The 21,456-nt window shown below is 50.4% G+C and carries 15 protein-coding genes; 9 read left to right on the forward strand and 6 right to left on the reverse strand.

Annotated features, from left to right (window positions below):
* Positions 1-167: 167 nt before the first annotated feature.
* The gene (locus J3P35_RS17775) at positions 168-809 is read left to right on the forward strand and encodes a hypothetical protein (protein ID WP_210466023.1); all 642 of its coding nucleotides are present in this window, start codon (positions 168-170) and stop codon (positions 807-809) included.
* Between the two features lie 146 nt (positions 810-955).
* Here J3P35_RS17775 and J3P35_RS17780 read toward each other — a convergent pair whose 3' ends face one another.
* Positions 956-2,695 carry a M3 family oligoendopeptidase gene (locus J3P35_RS17780; protein ID WP_210466024.1) on the reverse strand — a complete coding sequence of 580 codons (1,740 nt, stop codon included), beginning with the start codon at positions 2,693-2,695 and terminating at the stop codon, positions 956-958.
* Positions 2,696-2,713: 18 nt separating this feature from the next.
* Positions 2,714-3,796, reverse strand: a complete 1,083-nt coding sequence (locus J3P35_RS17785; protein ID WP_210466025.1) for a ferredoxin--NADP reductase — start codon at positions 3,794-3,796, stop codon at positions 2,714-2,716.
* Positions 3,797-3,971: 175 nt separating this feature from the next.
* Between J3P35_RS17785 and J3P35_RS17790 the strand changes: the two genes are divergently transcribed.
* Genes J3P35_RS17790 through J3P35_RS17800 form a run of 3 tightly spaced genes read left to right on the forward strand, consistent with a single transcriptional unit; the run spans position 3,972 to position 6,736 of the window.
* Complete coding sequence (locus J3P35_RS17790; RefSeq protein ID WP_210466027.1) at positions 3,972-4,670, forward strand: peptidoglycan DD-metalloendopeptidase family protein; 699 nt, start codon at positions 3,972-3,974, stop codon at positions 4,668-4,670.
* Positions 4,671-4,723: 53 nt separating this feature from the next.
* The gene (locus J3P35_RS17795; protein ID WP_210466029.1) at positions 4,724-5,911 is read left to right on the forward strand and encodes a hypothetical protein; all 1,188 of its coding nucleotides are present in this window, start codon (positions 4,724-4,726) and stop codon (positions 5,909-5,911) included.
* A gap of 36 nt (positions 5,912-5,947) precedes the next feature.
* Complete coding sequence (locus tag J3P35_RS17800) at positions 5,948-6,736, forward strand: mechanosensitive ion channel family protein (protein ID WP_210466031.1); 789 nt, start codon at positions 5,948-5,950, stop codon at positions 6,734-6,736.
* Positions 6,737-6,847: 111 nt separating this feature from the next.
* Here J3P35_RS17800 and J3P35_RS17805 read toward each other — a convergent pair whose 3' ends face one another.
* Positions 6,848-8,062, reverse strand: coding sequence for an ABC transporter permease (locus J3P35_RS17805; RefSeq protein ID WP_210466032.1), 1,215 nt, complete (start codon positions 8,060-8,062; stop codon positions 6,848-6,850).
* Between the two features lie 49 nt (positions 8,063-8,111).
* Here J3P35_RS17805 and J3P35_RS17810 point away from each other — a divergent pair, with 49 nt between their 5' ends.
* From J3P35_RS17810 to J3P35_RS17820, 3 genes are read left to right on the forward strand one after another with little or no spacing between them, the layout of a single operon-like run.
* The gene (locus J3P35_RS17810; protein WP_210466033.1) at positions 8,112-9,356 is read left to right on the forward strand and encodes an exo-beta-N-acetylmuramidase NamZ family protein; all 1,245 of its coding nucleotides are present in this window, start codon (positions 8,112-8,114) and stop codon (positions 9,354-9,356) included.
* A gap of 1 nt (position 9,357) precedes the next feature.
* Positions 9,358-10,299, forward strand: a complete 942-nt coding sequence (gene fmt, locus J3P35_RS17815; RefSeq protein ID WP_210466034.1) for a methionyl-tRNA formyltransferase — start codon at positions 9,358-9,360, stop codon at positions 10,297-10,299.
* On the forward strand, positions 10,296-10,802 hold the full coding sequence (locus J3P35_RS17820; protein ID WP_210466035.1) for a dihydrofolate reductase: 507 nt from the start codon (positions 10,296-10,298) through the stop codon (positions 10,800-10,802). The genes fmt and J3P35_RS17820 overlap by 4 nt, the downstream gene beginning before the upstream one ends.
* A 155-nt stretch (positions 10,803-10,957) precedes the next feature.
* On the opposite strand, the gene J3P35_RS17825 is transcribed toward J3P35_RS17820, so the two are convergent.
* From J3P35_RS17825 to J3P35_RS17835, 3 genes are all read right to left on the reverse strand, one after another.
* Entirely contained in the window at positions 10,958-12,052 is a 1,095-nt protein-coding gene (locus J3P35_RS17825; protein ID WP_210466036.1) for an acyltransferase family protein, read from the reverse strand.
* Between the two features lie 172 nt (positions 12,053-12,224).
* A complete protein-coding gene (gene porU2 / locus J3P35_RS17830; RefSeq protein ID WP_449619084.1) occupies positions 12,225-17,207 on the reverse strand; it encodes a putative type IX secretion system sortase PorU2 in 4,983 nt (1,660 codons plus the stop codon).
* A gap of 22 nt (positions 17,208-17,229) precedes the next feature.
* The gene (locus tag J3P35_RS17835; RefSeq protein ID WP_210466038.1) at positions 17,230-18,309 is read right to left on the reverse strand and encodes a putative type IX sorting system protein PorV2; all 1,080 of its coding nucleotides are present in this window, start codon (positions 18,307-18,309) and stop codon (positions 17,230-17,232) included.
* Between the two features lie 285 nt (positions 18,310-18,594).
* On the opposite strand from J3P35_RS17835, the gene J3P35_RS17840 reads away from it, so the two are divergent.
* Both J3P35_RS17840 and J3P35_RS17845 read left to right on the forward strand, forming a co-directional pair.
* Entirely contained in the window at positions 18,595-18,933 is a 339-nt protein-coding gene (locus J3P35_RS17840; RefSeq protein WP_210466040.1) for a PadR family transcriptional regulator, read from the forward strand.
* A 2-nt stretch (positions 18,934-18,935) separates the two neighbouring features.
* On the forward strand, positions 18,936-21,431 hold the full coding sequence (locus J3P35_RS17845) for a GIN domain-containing protein (RefSeq protein ID WP_210466042.1): 2,496 nt from the start codon (positions 18,936-18,938) through the stop codon (positions 21,429-21,431).
* Positions 21,432-21,456 lie beyond the last annotated feature (25 nt).

The following is a 21,456-nucleotide window of genomic DNA, read 5'->3' on the forward strand; positions in this document are numbered from 1 at the left end:
AAAGGATTGAACGGCCTTGCTCGCCTTTGCTTTCCCTTTGAATAAAGGTTCCGCGGGTGGGTTTGCGCTGTAACGGGAAAGGGAACTGTTACGTTTGCAGGGTGTCTGGCCTTCTTTTTGGCCCACCTACGCATCATAACAGCGTAGTCTCATTTACACAAGAAAGCATGAGAAAACATATAATCTTTGGGCTATCCGTGGCGGTGATCCTGGGTATGGCTGGCTGTTCCAAAGACTCCGGCAGGTCTGGCCCGTTGGCCCGCCCCATCTCTGATGAGCAATTGAAGGAGGAGCTGACGGTTCTCTCGGATACCCTTGACGGCAAATGGAAGGTAATGATGTGGAGCGACAGCCTCAAAACCCAGCAAATGGAAGAGATGCTAGCGGCCATTCCGCCTGCCGCCATGGAAGCGCAGCAGCGCTCCGAGTTGCAGAAAGCCCTCCGCCGCCTGCGTACCCTGCGCTATGACCGCAACACCGTGCGCGACTCTGACCGCATTGACGCCTATGATGCCGCCCAGGACTCTGTATGGAACGCTTTACGCGCTTTTCTACCTGAAGATGGGCCCACCGGCGTTCCCCGCGTAGATTCTCTGAACCAGTCTATCACCGCACATCAAACCGAGACCGTTTTCTACCGCGGCCGCTATGACCAGACCGCCAAAGAACTGAACACGCTGCTCCGCCGCTACAAGAAACAGGTGCCCAAGTTGGGAAAACCCTTTGACACGCTGCAGCCAGCCCCGCTTTTCCAGTGGGTAGACAAAAACGCCAAGCCCACCGAGGAGGGCACAGATACAGGATCATAAAGCATTCAGATTATCCGGCGGAAACGGCTTCATAGCCCTTCCTCCTACATATAGATCGTTTTCAGGCAGATTTTGAAAAAATTGATCTAAAACAGAAAAGCCCCAGATATCTTCTGGGGCTTTTCTGTTTTAAAGGAATCGTCTGATTATTTTTGGTCCAGTTGGGCCAGTTCGTTTTTTACAAAGTCACCCAGGGTCTGGATGTACTCGCTGGAGAAATCGAAACGAATGCCAGCGGCAGCGTAGATTTCCCCGATGGTGGCAGTATAGCCCAGACTGAGCGCTTTTTTGTAGCCTTCCAGTGCCGCTTCGGGTTCAGATTTGTAGCGCTTCCAGACGGCAACGGCGCCCAGTTGGGCCATGGCATACTCCACGTAATAGAAAGGTACTTCGTAGAGGTGCAGCTGCTTTTGCCAGATGTAAGGCTTAATGTGCTCCAAACCGCTCCAATCCACTTCCTGCAGGTTGAACTCCTCGAAGATGCGCACCCAGTTCAGGTGGCGCTCTTCTAGGGTATGGTTGGGGTTTTCATACACCCAGTGCTGGAACTTGTCAATGGTGGCTACCCACGGGAAGGTCTCCAGCACGCCTTCCAAATGCTGGCGTTTGGCGCGTACCAAGTCTTCCTGGTTCGGGAAGAAAATGTCCCAATGGTCCAGCGTGAGCAATTCCATAGACATGGACGCCAGTTCGGCTACCTCGGACGGTGGGTGTTTAGCGGCGTTAAGCGGCAGATCACGGGTCAGGAAAGAATGGACGGCATGACCGCCTTCGTGCAGCAAGGTTACCACATCACGCAGCGAGGAAGTCGCATTCATGAAGATGAACGGCACCCCTATCTCATCCAGCGGGTAGTTGTAGCCGCCCGGTGCTTTGCCCTTGCGGGATTCCAGGTCCAGGTGGCCCATCTCGCGCATGGTCACGAGGCAGTCGCCCAGGAAAGAATCAAGGCGGTAGAAGCACTCAATGGTTTGGGAAAGCAGTTCATCACCGGTTTTGAACGGCTCCAGCGGCGGCAGCATACTGGGATCAACGTCCATGTCCCAGGGACGCAGGGTATCCAAATTTAATTTCTCCTTGTGCTCCCGGTCAATCTGACGGGTAACGGGTACCACTTTCTCCTTGATGGCCTGGTGGAACGAGAACGTATCCTCAGGACCATAGTCAAACCGGCCAAGGGCGGCAAACATGTAGTCGCGGAAGTTCTCAAAGCCGGCGTTCACGGCAACCTGGTGGCGCAGTTGCACGAGCTCAGTGTAAAGGTCGTCCAGCTTCTCTTTGTCTTCCAGGCGGCGGTTCTGGATAGCCCGGTAGGCTTCCTCGCGCACGGCGCGGTCGGTTTGCTTCAGGCGGTCGGCAGCGCGTTGGAGGGTCAATTCCTCCCCTTCCAGGGTCACCATCATGGCCCCGGCGATGGCGCCGTACTGCTGCTGCTTCGTGCTGATCTCAGTCTGCAATGGAATATTCTCCTCCCGGAACAGCTCAATGGCCCGGCGCACGCCCCGCAGGTAAATGCGGTATTTCTGCTCGTCCAGCCCGTCTATGTACGGCGACTCCACCAGCTTGCGGTTGAAGGCATCGTCATAGGGCGAGGCTTTGGGCTCAATCTCGGTCACGAAGAACTGGAACGCTTGGGTGAGGGCCTCGTCCTGGGTGTCGCAGGTCATCTTAATGTAGCGCCAGGCCAGGTTCTCAGAGAGCACGCTCTCCAGTTCACTGCGGTCGGCGATCCATTTCTCCAGGTCCTCCTGCGAGTTGATCTCGCGGGTTTTCAATTCCTCAAAGTAAGACTCCAGCGATTCCCAGTCCCGTACCTCAAAATCTGCGGGCATGTACTGGCGGGGTTTGCGTTCTGGCAACGCGAGCGTTTGGGAGGTGTTTTCCATAAAACGGGTTAAAAACGATTAACCAATCTCAATCACCACATCGGCGGTGAGCGGATGGCCTACGCAGTTTAGAACGTATCCTTGGGCAATTTCTGCATCTGACAAGCCTTCGCGCTCATCTAAATGCACGCGGCCACTCAGGCACTTGCCCATACAGGCGGTGCAAAGGCCGGCCTGGCAGGAATAAGGGAGGTCAATATCGGCCTTGAGGCCGGCTTCCAGAATGGTCTCTGTAGGTTTCACCTCCACCTGGTACTCCTGGCCTTCATAGATGAGCGTGACCGTGCGGGTGATGATCTCATCAGATTCCTGGGCGGCGCTTACATCGGCGCTGTGCGCTTCCGGGCCGGTAGGGGCGGTGAAGCTTTCTTTGTAGATATTGGCGGCGGGCACACTCTTGAAGTGCAGGGCTTCACGCACCTCGTTCATCATGCCTTCGGGGCCGCAAATGTAAAAGCTTTCCTGCTGGTAACCTGGCACCCTGAGGTCATCCAGGAGGTCCAACACCATCTTGCGGTCCAGCAGGCCAATGTGCTCCTGCTTCTCGGTGGCGTCTACCAGGGCCTCGTTGAACACGTGCACCACTTTCAGCCTCTCTGGGTTTTGCTGCACCAGCTGCGCCAATTGGTCTTTGAAAATAACAGAGTCCACGTTGCGGTTTCCGTAAACGAGGGTCACGCGGCTTTGGGGCTCATACTTCAAGGTGCTTTTGAGCATGGACATCAACGGCGTGATGCCGCTTCCGCCGCCGAATAAGAAGATGTGACGCTTTTGGGAGGCATCGGGCTTGAGATTGAAGTTCCCGATAGGTGCCATCACTTCAATGGTCTGGCCAATCTGGGCATTCTCTGCCAGGAAGTTGGACACCAGGCCGCCTTGTACCCGCTTCACCGTCACAGAGAAGTAAGGCTCCTCCGGAATGCTGCACAGGGAGTAGGACCTGCGTACTTTTTGCCCGTTCACCGGCAGAATCAAAGTCAGGAACTGACCAGGAACATAAGGGATATTCTTTTTATCTGGATGGTCTAAATGAAGGGTGATGGCATCTGACGTCTCCTGCGTGATGTCCGCCACTTTCATGTTAAAATAAGCGTTGCTCATAGTTTTATATACGAAAAGCGAAGGTGATTCGGGTTTGACTAACTTTCAATAAGGGAGGAAAGTTACAACATTTCAGAAACCATCCCGAACTTGAGGTAAAAAAAGCAGGCGGACGTTTGTTTTTGCCCTATCTTTCCAAATTCATAACCCTCAGAATACGTTTTAGCGCCATTTTATGGAAAATACGGCCAAACTGACCTCGCTTCTCACTGCCCACGCCACCTCCTTTGCCCCTATCCTGGACCATGATCTGAACGCCCCCGATGTGGTGCGCCTTGATTTCACCGCCCATAACCAAGCCCTGCTCCAGGCAGATTTTAAAGACACGGCTTCGTTTGAGCAGTTTGTGCTGGAGATGCTGCGCCAAAAGAATGCCACGGTAGGTGTAGGGGGCTATTTTGAAGACCGGGTCATCTACCGCCGAAGCGAGCATTTTGAAGGAGCCAGTGAGTCAAGGTCCATCCATTTGGGCGTGGATATCTGGGCACCGGCTCATATTCCAATCTACGCACCCTTGGCGGGAACCGTGCACAGTTTCCAGGACAATGCTAACTTCGGGGATTACGGCCCTACCATCATCCTGCAGCACGAACTGGACGGAATTACCTTCTATACCTTGTACGGGCATCTCAGCCGTACCTCTTTAGACGGGTTGTTTGTAGGCCAATCCATTGCCGCCGGAGAACAGATAGCCACCATGGGCCCTTACCCTGAGAACGGCGACTGGCCCCCGCACCTGCATTTCCAACTCATGACGGACCTGCTGGGGAAAAGCGGCGACTTCCCGGGTGTTTGCGCACCTTCAGAGGAAGCCTTTTACCGGCAGATTTGCCTGGATCCAAACTTGTTGCTGCAGTCACGGCATTTAGGGTAGGGTGGTTTTAGCAACCTGATGGTCCCAATTGAGACAATGTTTAAGGAAAGGTCATGCGCGAAAATCTGAAACTTCTGATTTTACTTCTTGCCATAGCCACGGTGATTCTGGTGCGGGTTGGGCTGGAAGAGAACGGCTTCACAACGCCAGACTCCCTTCACTATATGGCAGTGGCAAAATCAATTCTACAGGATGGTGACCTTACTTATAGCATAGCCAATGAAACAAGTTTCTTCTCCCTTTGGCCTGTGGGTTACCCGCTTTCCATTGCTTTGGTATCTGGGCTCACCACCCTCCCACTGCTCTGGAGTTCTAAGGTAGTCAACCTTCTTTGGTTAACATTCACTTGTCTTCTCATCAGAAAAAAATCCCCCCGGAGTTCCTTCTGGATTTGTCTGGTATTCTGCTCCAACTCCTTGCTGGAAATTTTCTCCTATACCTGGTCCGAAGCAGGGTTCATAGTAGCCTTGTTGTGGAGCAGTTTAACACTACATACAATTATCCATAATCCTGATAAAAAAGCATCCTTTTTAAAGACGGCCAACCTGGCCGCCGCGGGGCTAACCTTGTTTCTATACAGATATGTGGGTGGGATTATTTTAGGCGTGGCAGGAACATTTGCCAGTTGGATGCTTCTAAAACAGCAGTACAGGAAAGTAGCTAGCTTGTTGGTTGCAGCTTTAATTATTGCGACTGGAATAGGATTGTATTTCTGGTTTATCTATTCCCATACAGGACATTACTCAGGAGCCACTCGCTTACATCCTGATGAACCTCTTTCTTATTTACTCTTAAATCTGGCCCAGACTCAGCTGAACGAACTCTTACTGATAAGGAAAATATCCTTCTCACAGCTTGACTACGTCTCTGTTATTTTTCTATTGTTTCAAACAGGCTTGATAGGTTATGCTTTTATGAAGCTGATCACCTTAAGCGACTGGCGAGAAAGACTTAAACCCAACTCGTCAGATTCCCTTCCCCTTACAATTGCTTTAGTAGGCGCGTTTTACTGGTTAACGGTGGTAGGCCTTAGAATATTCATCATGAAGTTTGACTCCTTTGATTTCAGGATCATGGGCCCCGCCAGTGCACTTCTCTTAGTTGCATTGCACGCTTACCTAGCCATGGAGCATAGAGGAAATATTCTGGAGAGAATTCAAAGACCAATAACAGCCATTTATCTGGTTGCCCTGGCACATGGCCTATATAAGAAACAATTGTTGTTGCTTTTAATTAAATAGCTCCTCTACACCAACGTAAATTTTTCTATCCACCTTATGTTTAACGCAGAACGCTTCTTGACCCACATCCAGGACTTTGCAGTGCTTTATGGCATCAAGATTTTGGTAGCCATCATTATCCTGTTGGTTGGTTTGTGGCTCATCCGGAGGATCACGGATTTCACGTATCGCTTGATGACCCGCAAAAACGTGGATCCTTCTTTGCGGCCTTTCCTGAAGAACATCCTCAACATAGTGCTGTTGGTGATGCTTATTATAGTGGTAATTGCTCAGGTAGGCCTGGAGGTCACTTCTTTTTTAGCCTTGCTGGGGTCTGCGGGTCTGGCGGTAGGTCTTGCGCTGCAAGGTAGTCTTTCCAACTTTGCGGGTGGGGTCTTGATTCTAGCCATCAAACCGTTCAAGGTGGGAGACTATATTGAGGCCCAGGGGCAGAAAGGCACGGTGGCGCTCATCAACATCTTCAATACGGTTATTACTACTGAGGACCATAAAACTATCTATCTTCCCAACGGTCCGCTGGCCTCGGCGGTGGTGGTGAACTATGACGTAGAAAATACCCGCCGGCTGGATGTCTCCTATACCATTGATGCAGCAGTCCCACTTTCCAGGGTACGGGAGGTAATTCAACGCGTGATTGCCACTGATGAAAGAATTCTGCAGGACCCTGAACCCAGCGTGGGCGTTGAGAAACTTGCCGCCGGAACCATGACCATCTCAGTGAAAGTTTGGGTGCAGCGCGGCGATTACCGCTTCCAACAGGTCTCAGAATCACTGAACGAGAAGGTCAAAGAAGCTTTTGAACAAGAGGAAATCACCCTGAAATAAAACAAAAGCCCGGCAGACCTCAAGACCTGCCGGGCTTTACCAAAGGCTTTCAAACATATCCTTAATTTTGGAGCCCTTTTCCTAAAAGAGCCCTGAAATAAGGCGGTATTTTTAATCAAATTTGATGGCTTTCACCGGATGGATGCGGGCGATAAGCAGGGTTGGCAGCAAGATAGACAGCATGGTCAGGATAAAGGTAATGCCGTTAATGCCTACCCAGATGCGCCAGTCCCAGTGGATGGGCACGGTGTCCATGTAGTAGTTCTCGGGGTCCAGCGGGATAAGGTGGAAATAATCCTGCACCACGCAGAAAAGCAGAGCCAGCAGGTTTCCGCCGATGAGTCCGGCAATGGTGAGCCGCAGGCCCCGGTGCAGAAAGATTCCCCTTATCTGTCCGTTCGTAGCACCCATCGCTTTGAGAGCGCCAATCATGTTGGTGCGCTCCAGAATCATGATAAAGAGCGTAGACACCATATTGAAGGTCGCCACAAACACAATCAAGACCAGGAAAATGATCACGTTGCGCTTGAGCAGTTCCAGCCAATCAAAGAGTTGGGCGTAGGTATCGGTGATTTTCTCCAGCTGCAGGTCATAGTTCATCTTATCGAAGACCTGGCTCGTGACGGTGTCTATCTGGGTGAAATCGTTAAGGAGTATCTCGTAGCCGCCCACCAGGGTATCAGGCCACTGGTTCAGGTCCCTGATCTGCTGCAGATCGCCCAGCACGTACACGTTATCAAATTCCTCCAGGCCAGTCTTGAAGATGCCTTTCACCTCAAAACGGCGCATGCGGGGCGGGTTCTGGATAAAGTAGAAGAGCACCTTCTCCCCCACCTTCAGGCGCAGTTTGTCGGCCATGAGCTGGCTCATCATGATCTGGTTGGAGGCGGCGGTATCGTTGAACTCCAGCACAGAGCCAGAGATCAAGTTAGCCCGCATTCCCCGGAAATCATAGGTCGTATCCACGCCTTTTAGCACCACGCCCAGCACCTCGTCCTCGGTCTTGATAATGGCCGTTTTACGCGCGAAAGGCTGGAGATGCGCTACTCCCGGAATGTTTTTGTAGTCGCCCAGACCAGTGGAGGTACCCATGGGGTAACCCTCGAATGAATTGTTGGTGTCAAATTTGCTAATTTGCAGGTGCCCGCCAAAGCTGAAGATCTTTTCCTGTATTTCGTACCGGAAACCTTCCAGGATGGCGAACGACACAATCATGATGGCAATGCCCAGCCCTACGCTGAACTTTGCTATTTTTGTGACCGAGGCGGTAAATGAGTCTGAACGGGCGCCAGTCAAACGGCTGGCAATGTATCGGGAAAGATTCACTTCGTCTATTTTGTGCTTAAAGATAGCTATCTGTTCTTAAACTAAACCTATGCTCGTAACCATCCTCCGTACGGCGATGTTCTGTGCCATGCTGGCCAGCTGCAAACCAGCCACTTCCGTCCCCACTACAGAAAACTCTACCGTTAGCAGTACAACCGCCTCCGGTTCTGCCTCGCAGGGCCAAACGCTGCAGCAGGCCCCTCTCCTAACGGGCGCACAGCAGACAGAGTTGTACCTCCCCTATTTGCAGGGCAAACGCGTGGGCATGGTGGTGAACCAGACCTCCACTATCGGGAAGACGCACCTGGTGGATACCCTCCTGAACCGCGGTGTGAAGATCACCATGATTTTCGCACCGGAGCACGGCTTCCGCGGCGATGCCGATGCGGGCGCTCACATCAACAACTCCACCGATCCTAAAACCGGTATTCCTATCCTGTCATTGTACGGGAAGAACAAAAAACCCAGCGCCGAGATGTTGAAAGACGTGGATGTGCTCTTGTTCGATATCCAGGACGTGGGCGTACGGTTCTATACTTACAGCAGCACCATGCATTATGTGATGGAAGCCTGCGCCGAGCAGAACAAACCCATGCTGCTGCTGGATCGGCCTAACCCCATCGGGTACCTCGTGGACGGTCCGGTGCTCAAACCACCCTTCAAATCCTTCGTGGGCATGAACACCATTCCCATTGCGCACGGGCTCACGCTGGGCGAGTACGCTTTGATGATCAACGGCGAAAAATGGCTCCAAAATGGCGTGCAGGCGCAAGTGAAGACCATCCCGGTGAAAGGCTACACGCACAAGATGTTCTACTCCCTGCCCATCAAACCGTCGCCAAACCTGCCCAACGATCAGTCCATCAGGTTGTATCCGTTCCTTTGCCTTTTTGAGGGAACAACCGTGAGCCAGGGCCGCGGCACGCAGACGCCGTTCCAGGTCATCGGGGCGCCGTATTATCCAGACAAATCGTTCTCTTTCACGCCGGTGCCCATTCCCGGCATGTCCATGGACCCACCCTACAAAAACCAGGTGTGCTACGGAAAAGACCTCACCAAACTGCAACTGAAAGAGGATTTCACCCTGAGCTATTTACTCGACTTTTATCAGAAATCGGGGCAAAAAGAGAAGTTCTTCAACAACTTCTTCAAGAGCCTGGCCGGCACCGACGAGCTGCAGAAGCAGATCATGGCCGGCATGAGCGAAAAGGAAATCAGAGCATCCTGGAAACCAGAACTGGAGGCCTACAAAAAAATGCGCAAGCAGTACCTGCTTTACCCCGATTTTGAATAACATGCAGAAAGAAGACCTCCGGATTATCTTCATGGGCACCCCCGACTTCGCGGTGCCCGCCCTCCAGGCTTTGGTGGAAAACAACTGGAACGTAGTGGCGGTGATCACCGCCCCGGACAAACCCGCCGGCCGAGGCCTGAAACTGGTGTATTCGCCGGTAAAGGAATTTGCCTTGCAGCATAGTTTGCCCATTCTCCAGCCCACCAACCTCAAAGACGTGGCTTTTCAGGAAGAACTGCGGAGCTACAACGCTAATCTGCAAGTGATTGTGGCCTTTAGAATGCTGCCCGAGGCCGTCTGGAACATGCCAGCCCTGGGCTCGCTCAACATCCATGCCTCTTTGCTGCCCCATTACCGCGGCGCGGCTCCTATCAATTGGGCCCTCATCCACGGCGACCAGGAAACCGGCGTCACCTCGTTTTTCCTGCAGCACGAGATTGACACCGGCGACATCATTCTGCAGAAGAAAGTGGCCATTGCCCCGGAAGACAACTTCGGGACACTCTACGAGAAGTTGAAACACGCCGGCGCCGATTTGCTGCTGGAAACCGTTTCTGCCATTGTCGAGGAACGCGTGCGGCCGTATCCGCAGCCGCAGCCCGAGGAGCCGCTGCGCATGGCCCCAAAGATCTTCAAGCAGACCTGCCATATAGACTGGAACCAGCCTGCCCAACAGGTGCACAACTTCGTGCGTGGCCTGTCGCCCTACCCCGCCGCCTGGACGGTGCTGGAGGAAAAACAGTTCAAGGTGTTTTCGGGCCAGGTTCTGGAAAATGGCCCTAAAACGCAGCCTGGCACCTACTCCACCGATGGCAAGACTTATCTGCACATCACCTGCGGGAACGGCACGACCTACGCGGTGGAGGAACTGCAGATGGAAGGTAAAAAGCGGATGAAGATCCAGGACTTTCTACGGGGTTTCACCTTTCAACAAGCCATATGATTGCCTTAGTAGTAGCTATCGCGGAGAACCGCGTCATCGGTAGAGACAACCAACTCATCTGGCACCTGCCCAAAGACCTGCAGCATTTCAAAAAACTGACCATGGGTCATCCTATGGTCATGGGCCGGAAAACCTTCGAGGCCATAGGTAAGCCTTTGCCCGGCCGCACCTCCATCATCGTGACCCGGCAACCGAATTACTCCGCTCCCGGAGGATGCATCGTCACCACTTCCCTGGAAGAAGCGCTGCAGCAGGGACTGTCCAAAGACGAGCAGGTGCTGGTGGTAGGCGGCGGCGAGATTTACGCCCAGGCTTTGCCTTTGGCAGAGGTGGTCTATCTTACCCTGGTGCATGAATCCTTTGAGGGCGATGTGGTTTTCCCAGAACTCCAAGCAGAAGCCTGGGAAGTCACCGAACAGGAAGAACATCTCGCCGATGAGAAACACGCTTTTCCTTTCACGTTCTTCACCTTCAGAAGAAAGGCAGGGTTTAGCCAGAATTAAATTCTCCCTGGTTCAGGGAATTGACTTTCTATAAAAATAAAAAGGCGTTTTGGGGCTGCTTTTCTGAAAGCAGCCCCAAAACGCCTTTTTGCATTATATACTAAATCATCAAAGAAGCTTTCCCAAAAAACGTGAAGCCGAAGATGTCCACCCCATTACTTTACTTGTTTCGTCAGATAAGAGACCTTCCGGCCTAGTTTGATAAAGGGCTTCTCCAGTACATTATAAAAAAAGTTACTCATTAACAGAGTCACCAAAATATACACAAGAAATAGGTATCTGATCTTAATATCAAAAATCTGCTGGTTCAACCGTACTAAAACAGTGAAACAAATTGGATGGATTAAGTAAATAGAATAAGACACCTCGCCTATGTTTTTGAAGAAGTGGTGTACCATTTTAGGTGGCTGGTAGCTAAAATTATAAAAGCCCAGGCAAATCAGGCAGGAAAAAAGAACAAGGCATACCCTTGTCCACCCTTGCACAATATGAATCAAATCACCGGAGGCAGGGTAGAAAAACAATCCTATTACCCCAAAAATCAGAAGGGCTATTTGGGCCTTAAAAGACAATTGAATCCGTCCATTGGCAACTAAATAACCTAGTGTTATACCTGAAATAAAAAGGGCAATATGGTTCAGTGGATTAACATAGGTACTCCATTGACCATGCAGAACTGACTTCGGGTTGAATTCAAAGAAAACAAAGTAAAGGTTGGTTAAGATGAGCCCTCCTGAGATAATATAAAACATGCTCTTTTTTCTTTCTAAGGTTAGTAGCAGCAATGGAAACAAACTATAGAAAACTAACTCATTACCAATAGACCAGGTGACCAGCCCAATGTACTTGGTTGGTGCCACAAACCCGAACAGGCCCGTAAAACTCAGGAACAGGTGTTCAAAAGAATACTTTCCTTTATCTAGCAGGAGGGTCAGTGCCATACTTACCCATAGCAAAGGGTAGATTCTGAAGAACCTCCTTACAAAAAAAGAGAAAATGGAAGGTTTAGAAAAAATAAGGTTCCCATGGTAAACCAGGTAGAGCGTTAAACCGCTTAGGATGTAAAAGATGGAAACACCATATACCCCTATTCTTCCGAAAAAGCTTCCAGCCCCTTGCAAGTCAGAGACCCAAATAATGAAATGATAAATAGCGATAAGAAAAGCCATTAAGCCTCTCAAGTAATCTAAAGAATGGATTCTGTGCTGCTCCACCTTGTTACCAGGCAGCGGTTTTGAGTTATAATTCATACAGGTATTCTACTCCATAAAGCTAAAGCAATTGTATCATTTCGGTTGATCTGTTTCTTTCTCTCCGGGAACCTGCCTATTACGCTATTCTTAAAGGCTAAAAGGAGAGGCCACCTAATTAGGTGGCCTCTCCTTTTAATTATGGGTTTGGAAATCCAGTTTTTAAATGATTTTACCGAAGGATGTAGATTTTGCCATATCCTTTCTTAAAGGCCTTGTCTCCCTCTGTATAACGGTGTTTCATTTCCTCTGGTCCGTTATCCATTACCACCCGGTACAGGTAAACGCCGTTGGCTAGTCTTTCACCGTACTCATCGGTGCCGTCCCAGGCAAACTCAGAAACGTTGTTACCTATTTTGATAGGACCAAGTTCCTCTTTCTGCACCTCCCTGATTACTTTTCCAGTCACGGTCATGATTTGGATTTTCATCTTGTCTGGCACAGTGCTACCGGTTAAAGTGAACACGAACCTGGTTTTAGACGAGAACGGGTTTGGATAAGGATAGAAATTAGTGACAGAAGATGCATTCACTACCTCAAAATTGACGCTGTACCGCTCATTGCCAGCGCGTTGACCCAAGGCGTCAAAACCTTGAACCTCCAGCGTGTATTTGCCATCAGCCAGCTTCTCTGGGTGGTACTCCACCCGGAAATCGTTTTTGTCATCGGCTGGGTACCAGCGGATGTTAGGATTGGTGCTTACCTCTATCTCCTCAAAATCGCCATCTTCTTTCTTCAGGTAGACCTTCATAGAAGCAGGGTTCGTGATCGGGATTTTGCGGCTATTGTCTTTCAGCACCATACTGATCAACGGACTGGGTGACACAATATCCCCATCCAGGATTCTAACCCCATCAAACACCACATCCAATACCGGCGGCATGCCGGCAGTAAGGTTTACATTGAAAGGAACTTCCAGCGTATTGTTGAAGTAATTCTGCTCCGGCAGAATCCGAGGGTTAACGGTTACCCTAAGCCTGTTAGCTCCTTTTAGGTTGATGGTGGAGAACTTATGCGTAAAGAAAACCGTGTCTTCTTTCTGCAGTGGCTCTACTTTGAAGGTCTTCATCGTCTTGGCCCCGTTTTCCGCAAACAAGGTGGTTTCTACCGTTAGGGAATCTGTAAAGCTTACCTCACTGATATTGTGGAAGGCATATTGGAGATTCACTTCGCCATTGGCCGCCTGTTCAGATAGTTTATTATACTTTTCCAGGCCAACCAGATCAGGACGCATCAGACCTTCAGGTAAACCCTCATACAGAACGGTCCATTGACCTAGCTGAGGAGCAGTCCGCTGGGTTTCATCCTTCAGTGTCAGTTTTAATCTCAGATAAGGATAAGTAGACGCGTTGATGCCTGCTAAACTTAAACTGGAGGCAGTCACCTTAGAAGAAAGAACCGTTTCTTTGCCGCTCTGGTCAACTCCAATCACATCAAGCTGGTAGCTGTCAGAAGCCTCTAGTTTAAGCTGATGGTGAAGTGACTTCCATTCTTTAGCAGGCCCTATGAGGGTAGAGAGCACCGTACCCTGAGACTCAAAGGAATTAACCTGTTTCTCATTTCTGATAGTCTGCAGGTTACGTGGGGTAGGATCCGTCAAATTAGGTCCAACCTCTGTAGCCGTTCCCGGCGTTGTTCCTTTCCGTCCGACAATGGAGAAAGGATCACCAGTTTTTAGCTGGTCAATCAAAGTGGAACCCAAAGATCTAAACCCTGCCTTTATGTTCTCGGGGAAAGTTGAAAAAGGCACATTCCCCATTGACATCATTGCTACATGGTATCCTGGAGGAATGGAATTCAAGAACTGCTCCAGCCTTGCAAGGTTAGCAGCAGAAGTTAAGTTAGAGAAATGATAGACGAACTTAGGGAAGGTACCGCAAATGAAGCCAGATGTTGTGGGCATACCTATGTAAGGCTCCAGCGTCTTATCATTTAATATGATGGCCATCATATTGGAGGAAACGCCACCACAGTCTGCTTCTATGGTCTTAAAGTTATCCAGAAATATGCCATAAGGTGGGTAACCAAAGGCCCCGGCACCACCTACTCCTTTTAATTCGAAAATACGGAAAGTAGGTGCAAAGCTATACGTCTTAGAGGATTGGTTATCAACCAGTTTCTGCTTTTCGGCTTTCTGCAGTTGACCAAATCCCTTCTGAGACCATCCGCTTGGGCTTCCCGGTATATACCTAAAGGAACTTGTGGCCCAAAGGGTGTCTTCCTCAGCTGCTATGGTTTCATACCGCACTCTCCAGAAATACACAGCACTATCCCTGTTTACTGTATTTTCTGGAAGAGTCACCTCCCAAACGGGCATAAGGGCAGATTGCACTACCTGAGATTTCTTCCAGGCACTTTTAAAGGTGTGCACTGTGTCAATCTCAAAGTAGTAGCCCCTTGGTTCAGTCAATAAGTCAGTAGACTGGCCAATCAGCTTTACCGTTCTGTTTTTCACAATTGAATATTCCTGCGGTCCAAGGGCCAGTACCCCGCTTTTAGACAGAAAGTACTCAATGGTGGTGATGTTATTGGTTTCGTCTAGCTCTGCGATGGTGTCTGTATGGTCTAGCGTGATCACGAATGTATTAACGCCTGCCCCTTCAAAAGTTTTGGATTCCAATTCTATCTGCAAAGTATCTCTGTAATAGATGGGAGCAACCTTTATGGAATCATACAGAAACTCTGTTCCGTTTTCCAGCTTCCGGTTAACAGACACATAGAAACTATCAAGGTTAACCCTGCCATAATTACGAACATCCAGCTTTACCAAAAACTTCTCTGAACTTGCCGTTAAGCTTGAGCCATCTACTGAATGAATAGACGCACCACCACTTGCCACTGCGTAGTCAGCTTTGGCGGGGCTTAGTAAGCGTAAAGCAGGGTCAGCCTGCATTACAATCTGCATATTCATGGCGGTAGCGTTCTCACCTGTGATTCGCTGGGTAGTAAGTTCAATGGCTCTTTGGTGTTGAATACCTAAGGGCTTTGAAAGGTAAGTTGAGTCGCCGTAAGCAGTAGTGTAAAAATTGGATGAGAAAATGTTTAGCAAGGAGGGATAGCCATAGCTGTCATGGGCTAAAAAGGCAATTGCTCCCTTATCTGCGGTTAACAACCAATCTTCTCCAAAGGATTTGCCAGTAGTAAATGTATTACCGGCATTACAGCCGTTCATCAGGATCATGGGGTATTTACCGGTGTTGTTATACCCATTCACCACATCAGACACTCTACCTATGTCCAGATCCGAAACGGTAGAAGAACTATGGCCAAAGAAAGTGATCAAGGAAAGCCCTGAATTCAGCTCTCTTGCAATATTCAAGGTATCCAGACCTCCGCTAGCGCTTCTTATTTTCGTTAAGACGTTTGCACCCAGCCAAGGTCCTTCCGCGATTCGCTCAAACCCTCTCATATAAGATAGTAGAGTCCGTTGCTCTTCGTCGCTGCTACCTACCAGGTGCAGCATGTTTTTACGCCAGCCTAAGCTATAAGGAAGGCTTTCATGAACCTTTACCTTTGCCAGATAATCTAAAATTTCCTTAGGTGTACTGGCCGGAACGCGGCCGGTTGCAACTTTAGGCACATAGCTTCCCTGCTCCCAGTCACTGGTGAAGAAAATATCGGATCCCGGGGTACCTCCTGTAGGAACTAAATCTTTATAGGCCAAGGAAGAAGGATTGTTTCTAGCATTTACGTTATCAGACTCCAACCCTTTTCCCAGCAAAAACAAGTACTGTGGCTTTCCATTGGCAATCATGAATTTCATGAAGCGCCTTATTGCCGCAGATGATTTATCACCGTAGAAAAACTGGTCATAAATCTGTCCTACTTCCATGGTAAGGGTATCATACCCTCCTCCAACTGCAGAAGCCCTGTAAGCAGCATAATCACGCACCGGGTTAGTAGAGGTGCCACTCGGAACCATTAGACTTTGATGGGAAATAATCAGGTAATTGGCCTTGTTACCCACCACTGATTTAAATCTGACCTCCCTGGCAGGTGATGGAGCAAGGTTTGCTCCAGACCATAAGATACCGTTATTGAAGGAGGCAGGAAATACAAATCCCTTCTGAGTACCGGTTACAGCTCCAGATATCCGCTTGATGCTGCTTAGGTTCGTTAAATCATAAGCTATTGCATTAGCTGCCGCGCTTCCCTCAAAAAGGTAATATAATGGAGTAGATGCTGGTGCAGAAGGTTTAATGGGCAGGCTTGACCCGGCAATTAGATTCCTCTGCGGATAGATAGTCTTAAAATAAACAGTTCTGAAACGTGATGACGTATTCTTAGCAGTAAGGCGGAGCACGAGTTTGCCATCTGTGAAGAAGTCACTTGCAACCAGCGGGAATTCTTGCTTTAAAGACGAATACCCCGTTAACCGTATAGTACCAACCAACCGTTCTGGGCCACTTGGAGGCCTTACAAAAACATCAACCTCGTGGTTATTGTCATTGGCTCCAACAAACGCGATCTCCACTTTGGGCGCTGTACCCGCACTGTATATATTAGACGCCATGGCAGGTAGGTTATAGGTATAACCATTGGTAGACCCTCCGGTGAAACCTTCTCCCGCGTCCATCCATGACATATAGTTCTCCCCGTACCTCTTTCCTCTGGTATACTCACCATTGTCAAAGATGATTCTTTCCTGCCAATGCCAGGCTTCAGGTGTTAGGCCTGCGGGTTCCTGGTTATAAATTGACATTCTTTTACCAGGTGCAGAAGACCAGGTCAGGAAATAGGCGGCAGTATCTGTATATAAGCTGTAATATGGGTTAATATGGTTAGCAGAAGGGTCTTTATACAATTCTCTATCCAAAGCCCCATCATTCTTCTCCCCGTAGAACTCAATGAAGTCTCCAGCGTCAAGGGAGCCGTCTGCCTCGCCTTCCACGTAAATGGAGACTTCCTGGCCGCGGCGGTAGAGCTGGAAATTGCGGGGGTCTACGTCGTTGATGCCGGCGGCTTGCAGGTAAGCTTTGTCTAAACGGTAAATGCCCGTAGCGGGCACTTTTATTTTATAGTATTTCTGGCTGTAGTTGATCCACTCGTTACCGTAGGTGATCTGCTGCCCATATGAGCGTTGTGCAGAACCTAAAAGGGCCAAGAAAACAACAGCAATAAAGAATAAAGATTTTAAATAGTAAGGTGTCTTCATAAAACTAGCGCGCGCACAAAAATCAATCAAAACTATAGGCCAAAGAAACAATTACGGAAGAGACTTGGGAGTTATCAGAAACCTTGGATAACGCCAGGTCAAGTTGCAGGCCTCGGGTGGCCACACCAATCCCGAAATTCGGCTGCACTTTCCAGCTGCTCTTCCCGTCAAGGTCTTCTATTTGCTGCACGTTGTTGAACCCACCGCGCAGAAACACAGAGTTGGCATAACCCAGCTCCACCCCAACCCTTGGGTCCACGGAAACCACGCCGGTAGAAAGCAGGGTGTTCCTTTTCCCGTCGGTGGTGATTTCCAGGTCAGTGGCTACTAAAGCCGAGAAGCGGTTGGCGAACTGGAAAGATCGGCCGGCTCCCAGAATCAGGCGGGGCAGGGTAACTTCAATGCTGTTGGCGTTAAAAGATTCCTGGTCTTTCAAGTAAGTGTCTTCCAGTTCATCGGGGTTCAGTTTCCAGGCGGTGAAGGTAGTGGTGATGTCTTTGGCCATTAAACCAAATTGCCAGTTGCCCCGGCGTAACTGCGCCCCTGCATCAATCCCAAAGCCCCAGGCGTTCGCGAATTTCCCTACGTTGCGGTAAATGATTTTGGCGTTGGCACCCAAGGTAAGACCTTTGATGAGGTTGCTCTGGCGGGCGTACGAAGCCAGGAAAGCATAGTCGGCCACCGAGAAGAACTCTATGCTGTCATACTGGATGGCGCCGTACTCATTCTGCAGGCGGCGGGTATCCGCGATGTCATCCACCCCTACCCGGATCACCGAGAAAGCCAGCGCACTGGTGGAGTCCAGGTTGGTGGCGTAGGAACCGTAGTCGTTTTTGATGATGCCGGCGAAAAGCTCAGAGTGCATGTACACGGCATTGTGGCGTTTGGGCAGCCCTACCAGACCGGCTGGGTTCCAGAAACCGGCCGTGGCATCGCGCACAATGGCCGACTGCACACTTCCCATCCCCAAGGCCCTGGCCCCTACCCCAATATTGAGGAACTCGTTGCTGTACTTAGGCGCAGAGATATCCTGTGCCTGAGCCGGGTCAGGGAAAAGAAGGTAAGCGAGAAGAAAAAAGATGGGTACTAGTTTTTTATTCATAAAATATAATTATACGCCATATACGGAATAATCCTGTAAAGATAGTGCCATCTGGCAACATTATAACAACATTTGTTTAGCGCTTATTACACTCCCTGAGCAAGTTCTGTTCCATTTTACTCCTATTTCTTTACAGGCTGTCCGCCTGCCTCATCTAAACCCTCTTTCCGTACTTGCCGCAAGCTTTTTTCTCTGAAAATAGAAACAAAAAATATTTTTCACCAGTACCTTGTTTTACATAGTACCTTCTTATATATTTGTATCAACAATTCAGACTCACAGACCATGAAAGTAGAAAACACACAAGTGCAGATGCGGAAAGGGATTCTGGAGTACTGCATTCTGGAAATCATCGCCCGCGGCGAAGCCTACGCCTCCGACATGCTGGAGGAACTAACCGCAGCCAAGATGATAGTAGTGGAGGGGACGCTCTACCCACTGCTGACCAGATTGAAGAACGCCGGACTCCTGGACTACTCCTGGGTGGAATCCACCTCCGGACCTCCCCGCAAGTACTACAAACTCACCGCCACCGGCACTGAGTTTCTAGAGCAGCTCCGCCTCACCTGGCAGGAACTGGTAGACTCCACCACCTTCATCATCAACCGCAAGAAATCCAACTAGCCATGAAAAAGAATATAAGTGTCAACCTGCAAGGCATGATCTTCCACGTGGAGGAAGACGGCTACGAGATGTTGAGCCAATACCTTGCCGGCATAAAGACGTACTTCTCTACCTATGAGGGACATGAGGAGATTGTGGCCGATATAGAGTCCCGCATAGCGGAGATCTTCTTCTCCCGCCTGAACCCAGGCAAGCAGGTCATCTCCCGCGATGATGTGCAGGCGCTCATCACACAGATGGGAACCATCGCCGACTTTGAGACCGTGGAGACCGAAGAAGCCGAAGCCGCCGAAGCCGCCTCGGCCAAAACCCAGGGCAGCACCGCCACTCCTCCGCCTTTTGAACCCGCGCCCTCTGAGCAGAAACGCCTGTACCGTGACGTAAACCGCAAAGTACTGGCCGGCGTGGCGGCAGGAATCGCCAATTACCTGCAGATGGACCCTATCTGGGTGAGACTGGCCTTTGTACTGCTGGTGCTGGGCGTGCCGTTCACGGGTGGCTTTACCCTGCTTGGGGTAATCCTCTACGTGGTTTGCTGGATAGCCCTGCCTCAGAACGCCGCTTTACCAGACATTCCGGTGCGTAAACTGTTCCGTGACCCGATAGACAAGAAACTGGGCGGCGTGGCTAGCGGTATCGCCATCTATTTCGGGGCAGATGTGGCCATCATCAGATTGCTGTTCCTGCTGTTCTTTTTGATAGGCGGGGTTGGTTTGATCCCTTATATCATTCTCTGGATTGCCGTTCCTGAGGCTAAAACCATAACAGAGCGGGTGCAAATGCAGGGAAACCCCGTTACGCTCTCCAGTATAGAAGAATCGGTTAAAAACAACCTGAACATGCGGGACGCTAACGGGCAGGAGAGCACCTTAGCGAAAGTCCTCTTGTTTCCGGTGCGTTTGGTGTCACAGGTGATCCAGGTTCTGTCAAGGGTGCTCAATCCAGTGTTGGGTTTACTAGTCACCTTGGTACGGGTATTCGCGGGGCTTTTGATGATGGTGGTAGCCGGTGCCTTTATGATCGCCCTGCTCACCTCTGTGATGATAGGAACCGGGATTTATGACCAGCCCCAGTACTTCAACTTCGGAGATATTCCGGCCGCGGCCTTCTTCAATGCGGTTCCTGGCTGGTTAGTGTGGGCAGGATTCTTTGCAGGTTTCATCCCGGCGCTGCTGTTGTTCCTGTTGGGGGTTGGTTTGCTGGCCAAGCGCTTCCTGCTGCGCCCAACTGTGGGTTGGCCCATGCTGGGGGTATGGCTTCTGGCCTTGGCGGCTTTGCTGAGCGGTATTGCCATGACCACCCGCCACTATCAGGAAAGCGGTGAATTTGCCACCGAGCAGACTTTTCCGGCCGCCGCCTACTCTACCATGGTCTTCAACATCCGGGATACCAACCATAGCTACGGACATCGTATGAACGTGAAACTGGAAGGCTACAACGGTACAGACGTGAAAGTGATCCAGACCTACAAAGCCAAAGGCCTGGACGAGGCAGACGCCATCAAGAATGCGCAGATGATCTCCTACAAAATGATGCAGCAGGACTCGGTGCTTCGGTTCGATGACGCGTTCACCTTCAAACCAAACGCCATTTTCCGTGACCAGGACCTGCAAATCAAAGTCCTGATCCCGGAGGGGAAGCAACTCCGCTTCTCTGAGGGCTACGCCAACCACTTCTCAGACGAGATCACAAACGGTGAGTACTATTCTGATGACCTGGCCGGCAATACCTGGCAGATGAAAAACGGACGTCTGGTTTGCCTTACCTGCAGCGTGGTAGACAGCACCGGCGGCGCAACTGCCCGGCAGCCCCGCAACACGGTAGGTTTAGACGACGACCTGGCCATCTTGAAAGACGAGTACGATGGCATCTCCAAGATCTACAACGTGCGTGATTTCACCGAGATCGAAGCCGGAGGCGCTTACCACATCAGGGTTAGACAGTCTCACCGCAACTACGTACGGGTAACCGGCTCAGAAAACGAGTTGGAGAAACTGAAGCTTCGGGTGCAGAACGGTGTCCTGAAAATCAGCCGCGAAAGTGAGTTCATGAGACTTTGGGAAAGCAGCAAAAGCGCGGTTCTCATTGAGGTAGAAACCCCAGACCTGTCCACGGTAGACCTTAGCGGAGCCACCAAGGCCGAGATCATTGGTTTTGCGCCGGAGAACTTCACTATCAAACAGTCCGGAGCCAGCGAGTTAGCCATCAGCATCAGCACGGGCCACCTGGATGTTGACCAGAGCGGCGCCTCCAGAGCCAGCCTCAAAGGCTACGCCGATGAACTTTCCATTGACGGAAGCGGCGCCTGCAAGGTGGATGCCTCCAAATTGGTGGCCCAGGTTGCCCACGTAGACGTAAGCGGCGCCAGCCAAAGCGTGGTGAACGTGCAGAAGCAATTGTTTGCCGATGCCAGCGGCGCCAGCTCAGTTGAATATTTGGGCGATGCCCAGGTAGAAAAGAATCAGTCGGGCGGTTCCCGCGTAAACCGCCGCAGATAGTACCCGTTTAGGGCCTGTTTTACAG

It is taken from the genome of Rufibacter roseolus (genome assembly GCF_017916365.1).
GTDB lineage: Bacteria > Bacteroidota > Bacteroidia > Cytophagales > Hymenobacteraceae > Nibribacter > Nibribacter roseolus.

Excerpts from the sequence above, each read along its gene's own strand:
- J3P35_RS17775 (WP_210466023.1), top strand. The coding sequence starts at position 168 with ATGAGAAAACATATAATCTTTGGGCTATCCGTGGCGGTGATCCTGGGT.
- J3P35_RS17780 (WP_210466024.1), bottom strand. The coding sequence starts at position 2,695 with ATGGAAAACACCTCCCAAACGCTCGCGTTGCCAGAACGCAAACCCCGC.
- J3P35_RS17785 (WP_210466025.1), bottom strand. The coding sequence starts at position 3,796 with ATGAGCAACGCTTATTTTAACATGAAAGTGGCGGACATCACGCAGGAG.
- J3P35_RS17790 (WP_210466027.1), top strand. The coding sequence starts at position 3,972 with ATGGAAAATACGGCCAAACTGACCTCGCTTCTCACTGCCCACGCCACC.
- J3P35_RS17795 (WP_210466029.1), top strand. The coding sequence starts at position 4,724 with ATGCGCGAAAATCTGAAACTTCTGATTTTACTTCTTGCCATAGCCACG.
- J3P35_RS17800 (WP_210466031.1), top strand. The coding sequence starts at position 5,948 with ATGTTTAACGCAGAACGCTTCTTGACCCACATCCAGGACTTTGCAGTG.
- J3P35_RS17810 (WP_210466033.1), top strand. The coding sequence starts at position 8,112 with ATGCTCGTAACCATCCTCCGTACGGCGATGTTCTGTGCCATGCTGGCC.
- fmt (WP_210466034.1), top strand. The coding sequence starts at position 9,358 with ATGCAGAAAGAAGACCTCCGGATTATCTTCATGGGCACCCCCGACTTC.
- J3P35_RS17820 (WP_210466035.1), top strand. The coding sequence starts at position 10,296 with ATGATTGCCTTAGTAGTAGCTATCGCGGAGAACCGCGTCATCGGTAGA.
- J3P35_RS17825 (WP_210466036.1), bottom strand. The coding sequence starts at position 12,052 with ATGAATTATAACTCAAAACCGCTGCCTGGTAACAAGGTGGAGCAGCAC.
- porU2 (WP_449619084.1), bottom strand. The coding sequence starts at position 17,207 with ATGAAGACACCTTACTATTTAAAATCTTTATTCTTTATTGCTGTTGTT.
- J3P35_RS17835 (WP_210466038.1), bottom strand. The coding sequence starts at position 18,309 with ATGAATAAAAAACTAGTACCCATCTTTTTTCTTCTCGCTTACCTTCTT.
- J3P35_RS17840 (WP_210466040.1), top strand. The coding sequence starts at position 18,595 with ATGAAAGTAGAAAACACACAAGTGCAGATGCGGAAAGGGATTCTGGAG.
- J3P35_RS17845 (WP_210466042.1), top strand. The coding sequence starts at position 18,936 with ATGAAAAAGAATATAAGTGTCAACCTGCAAGGCATGATCTTCCACGTG.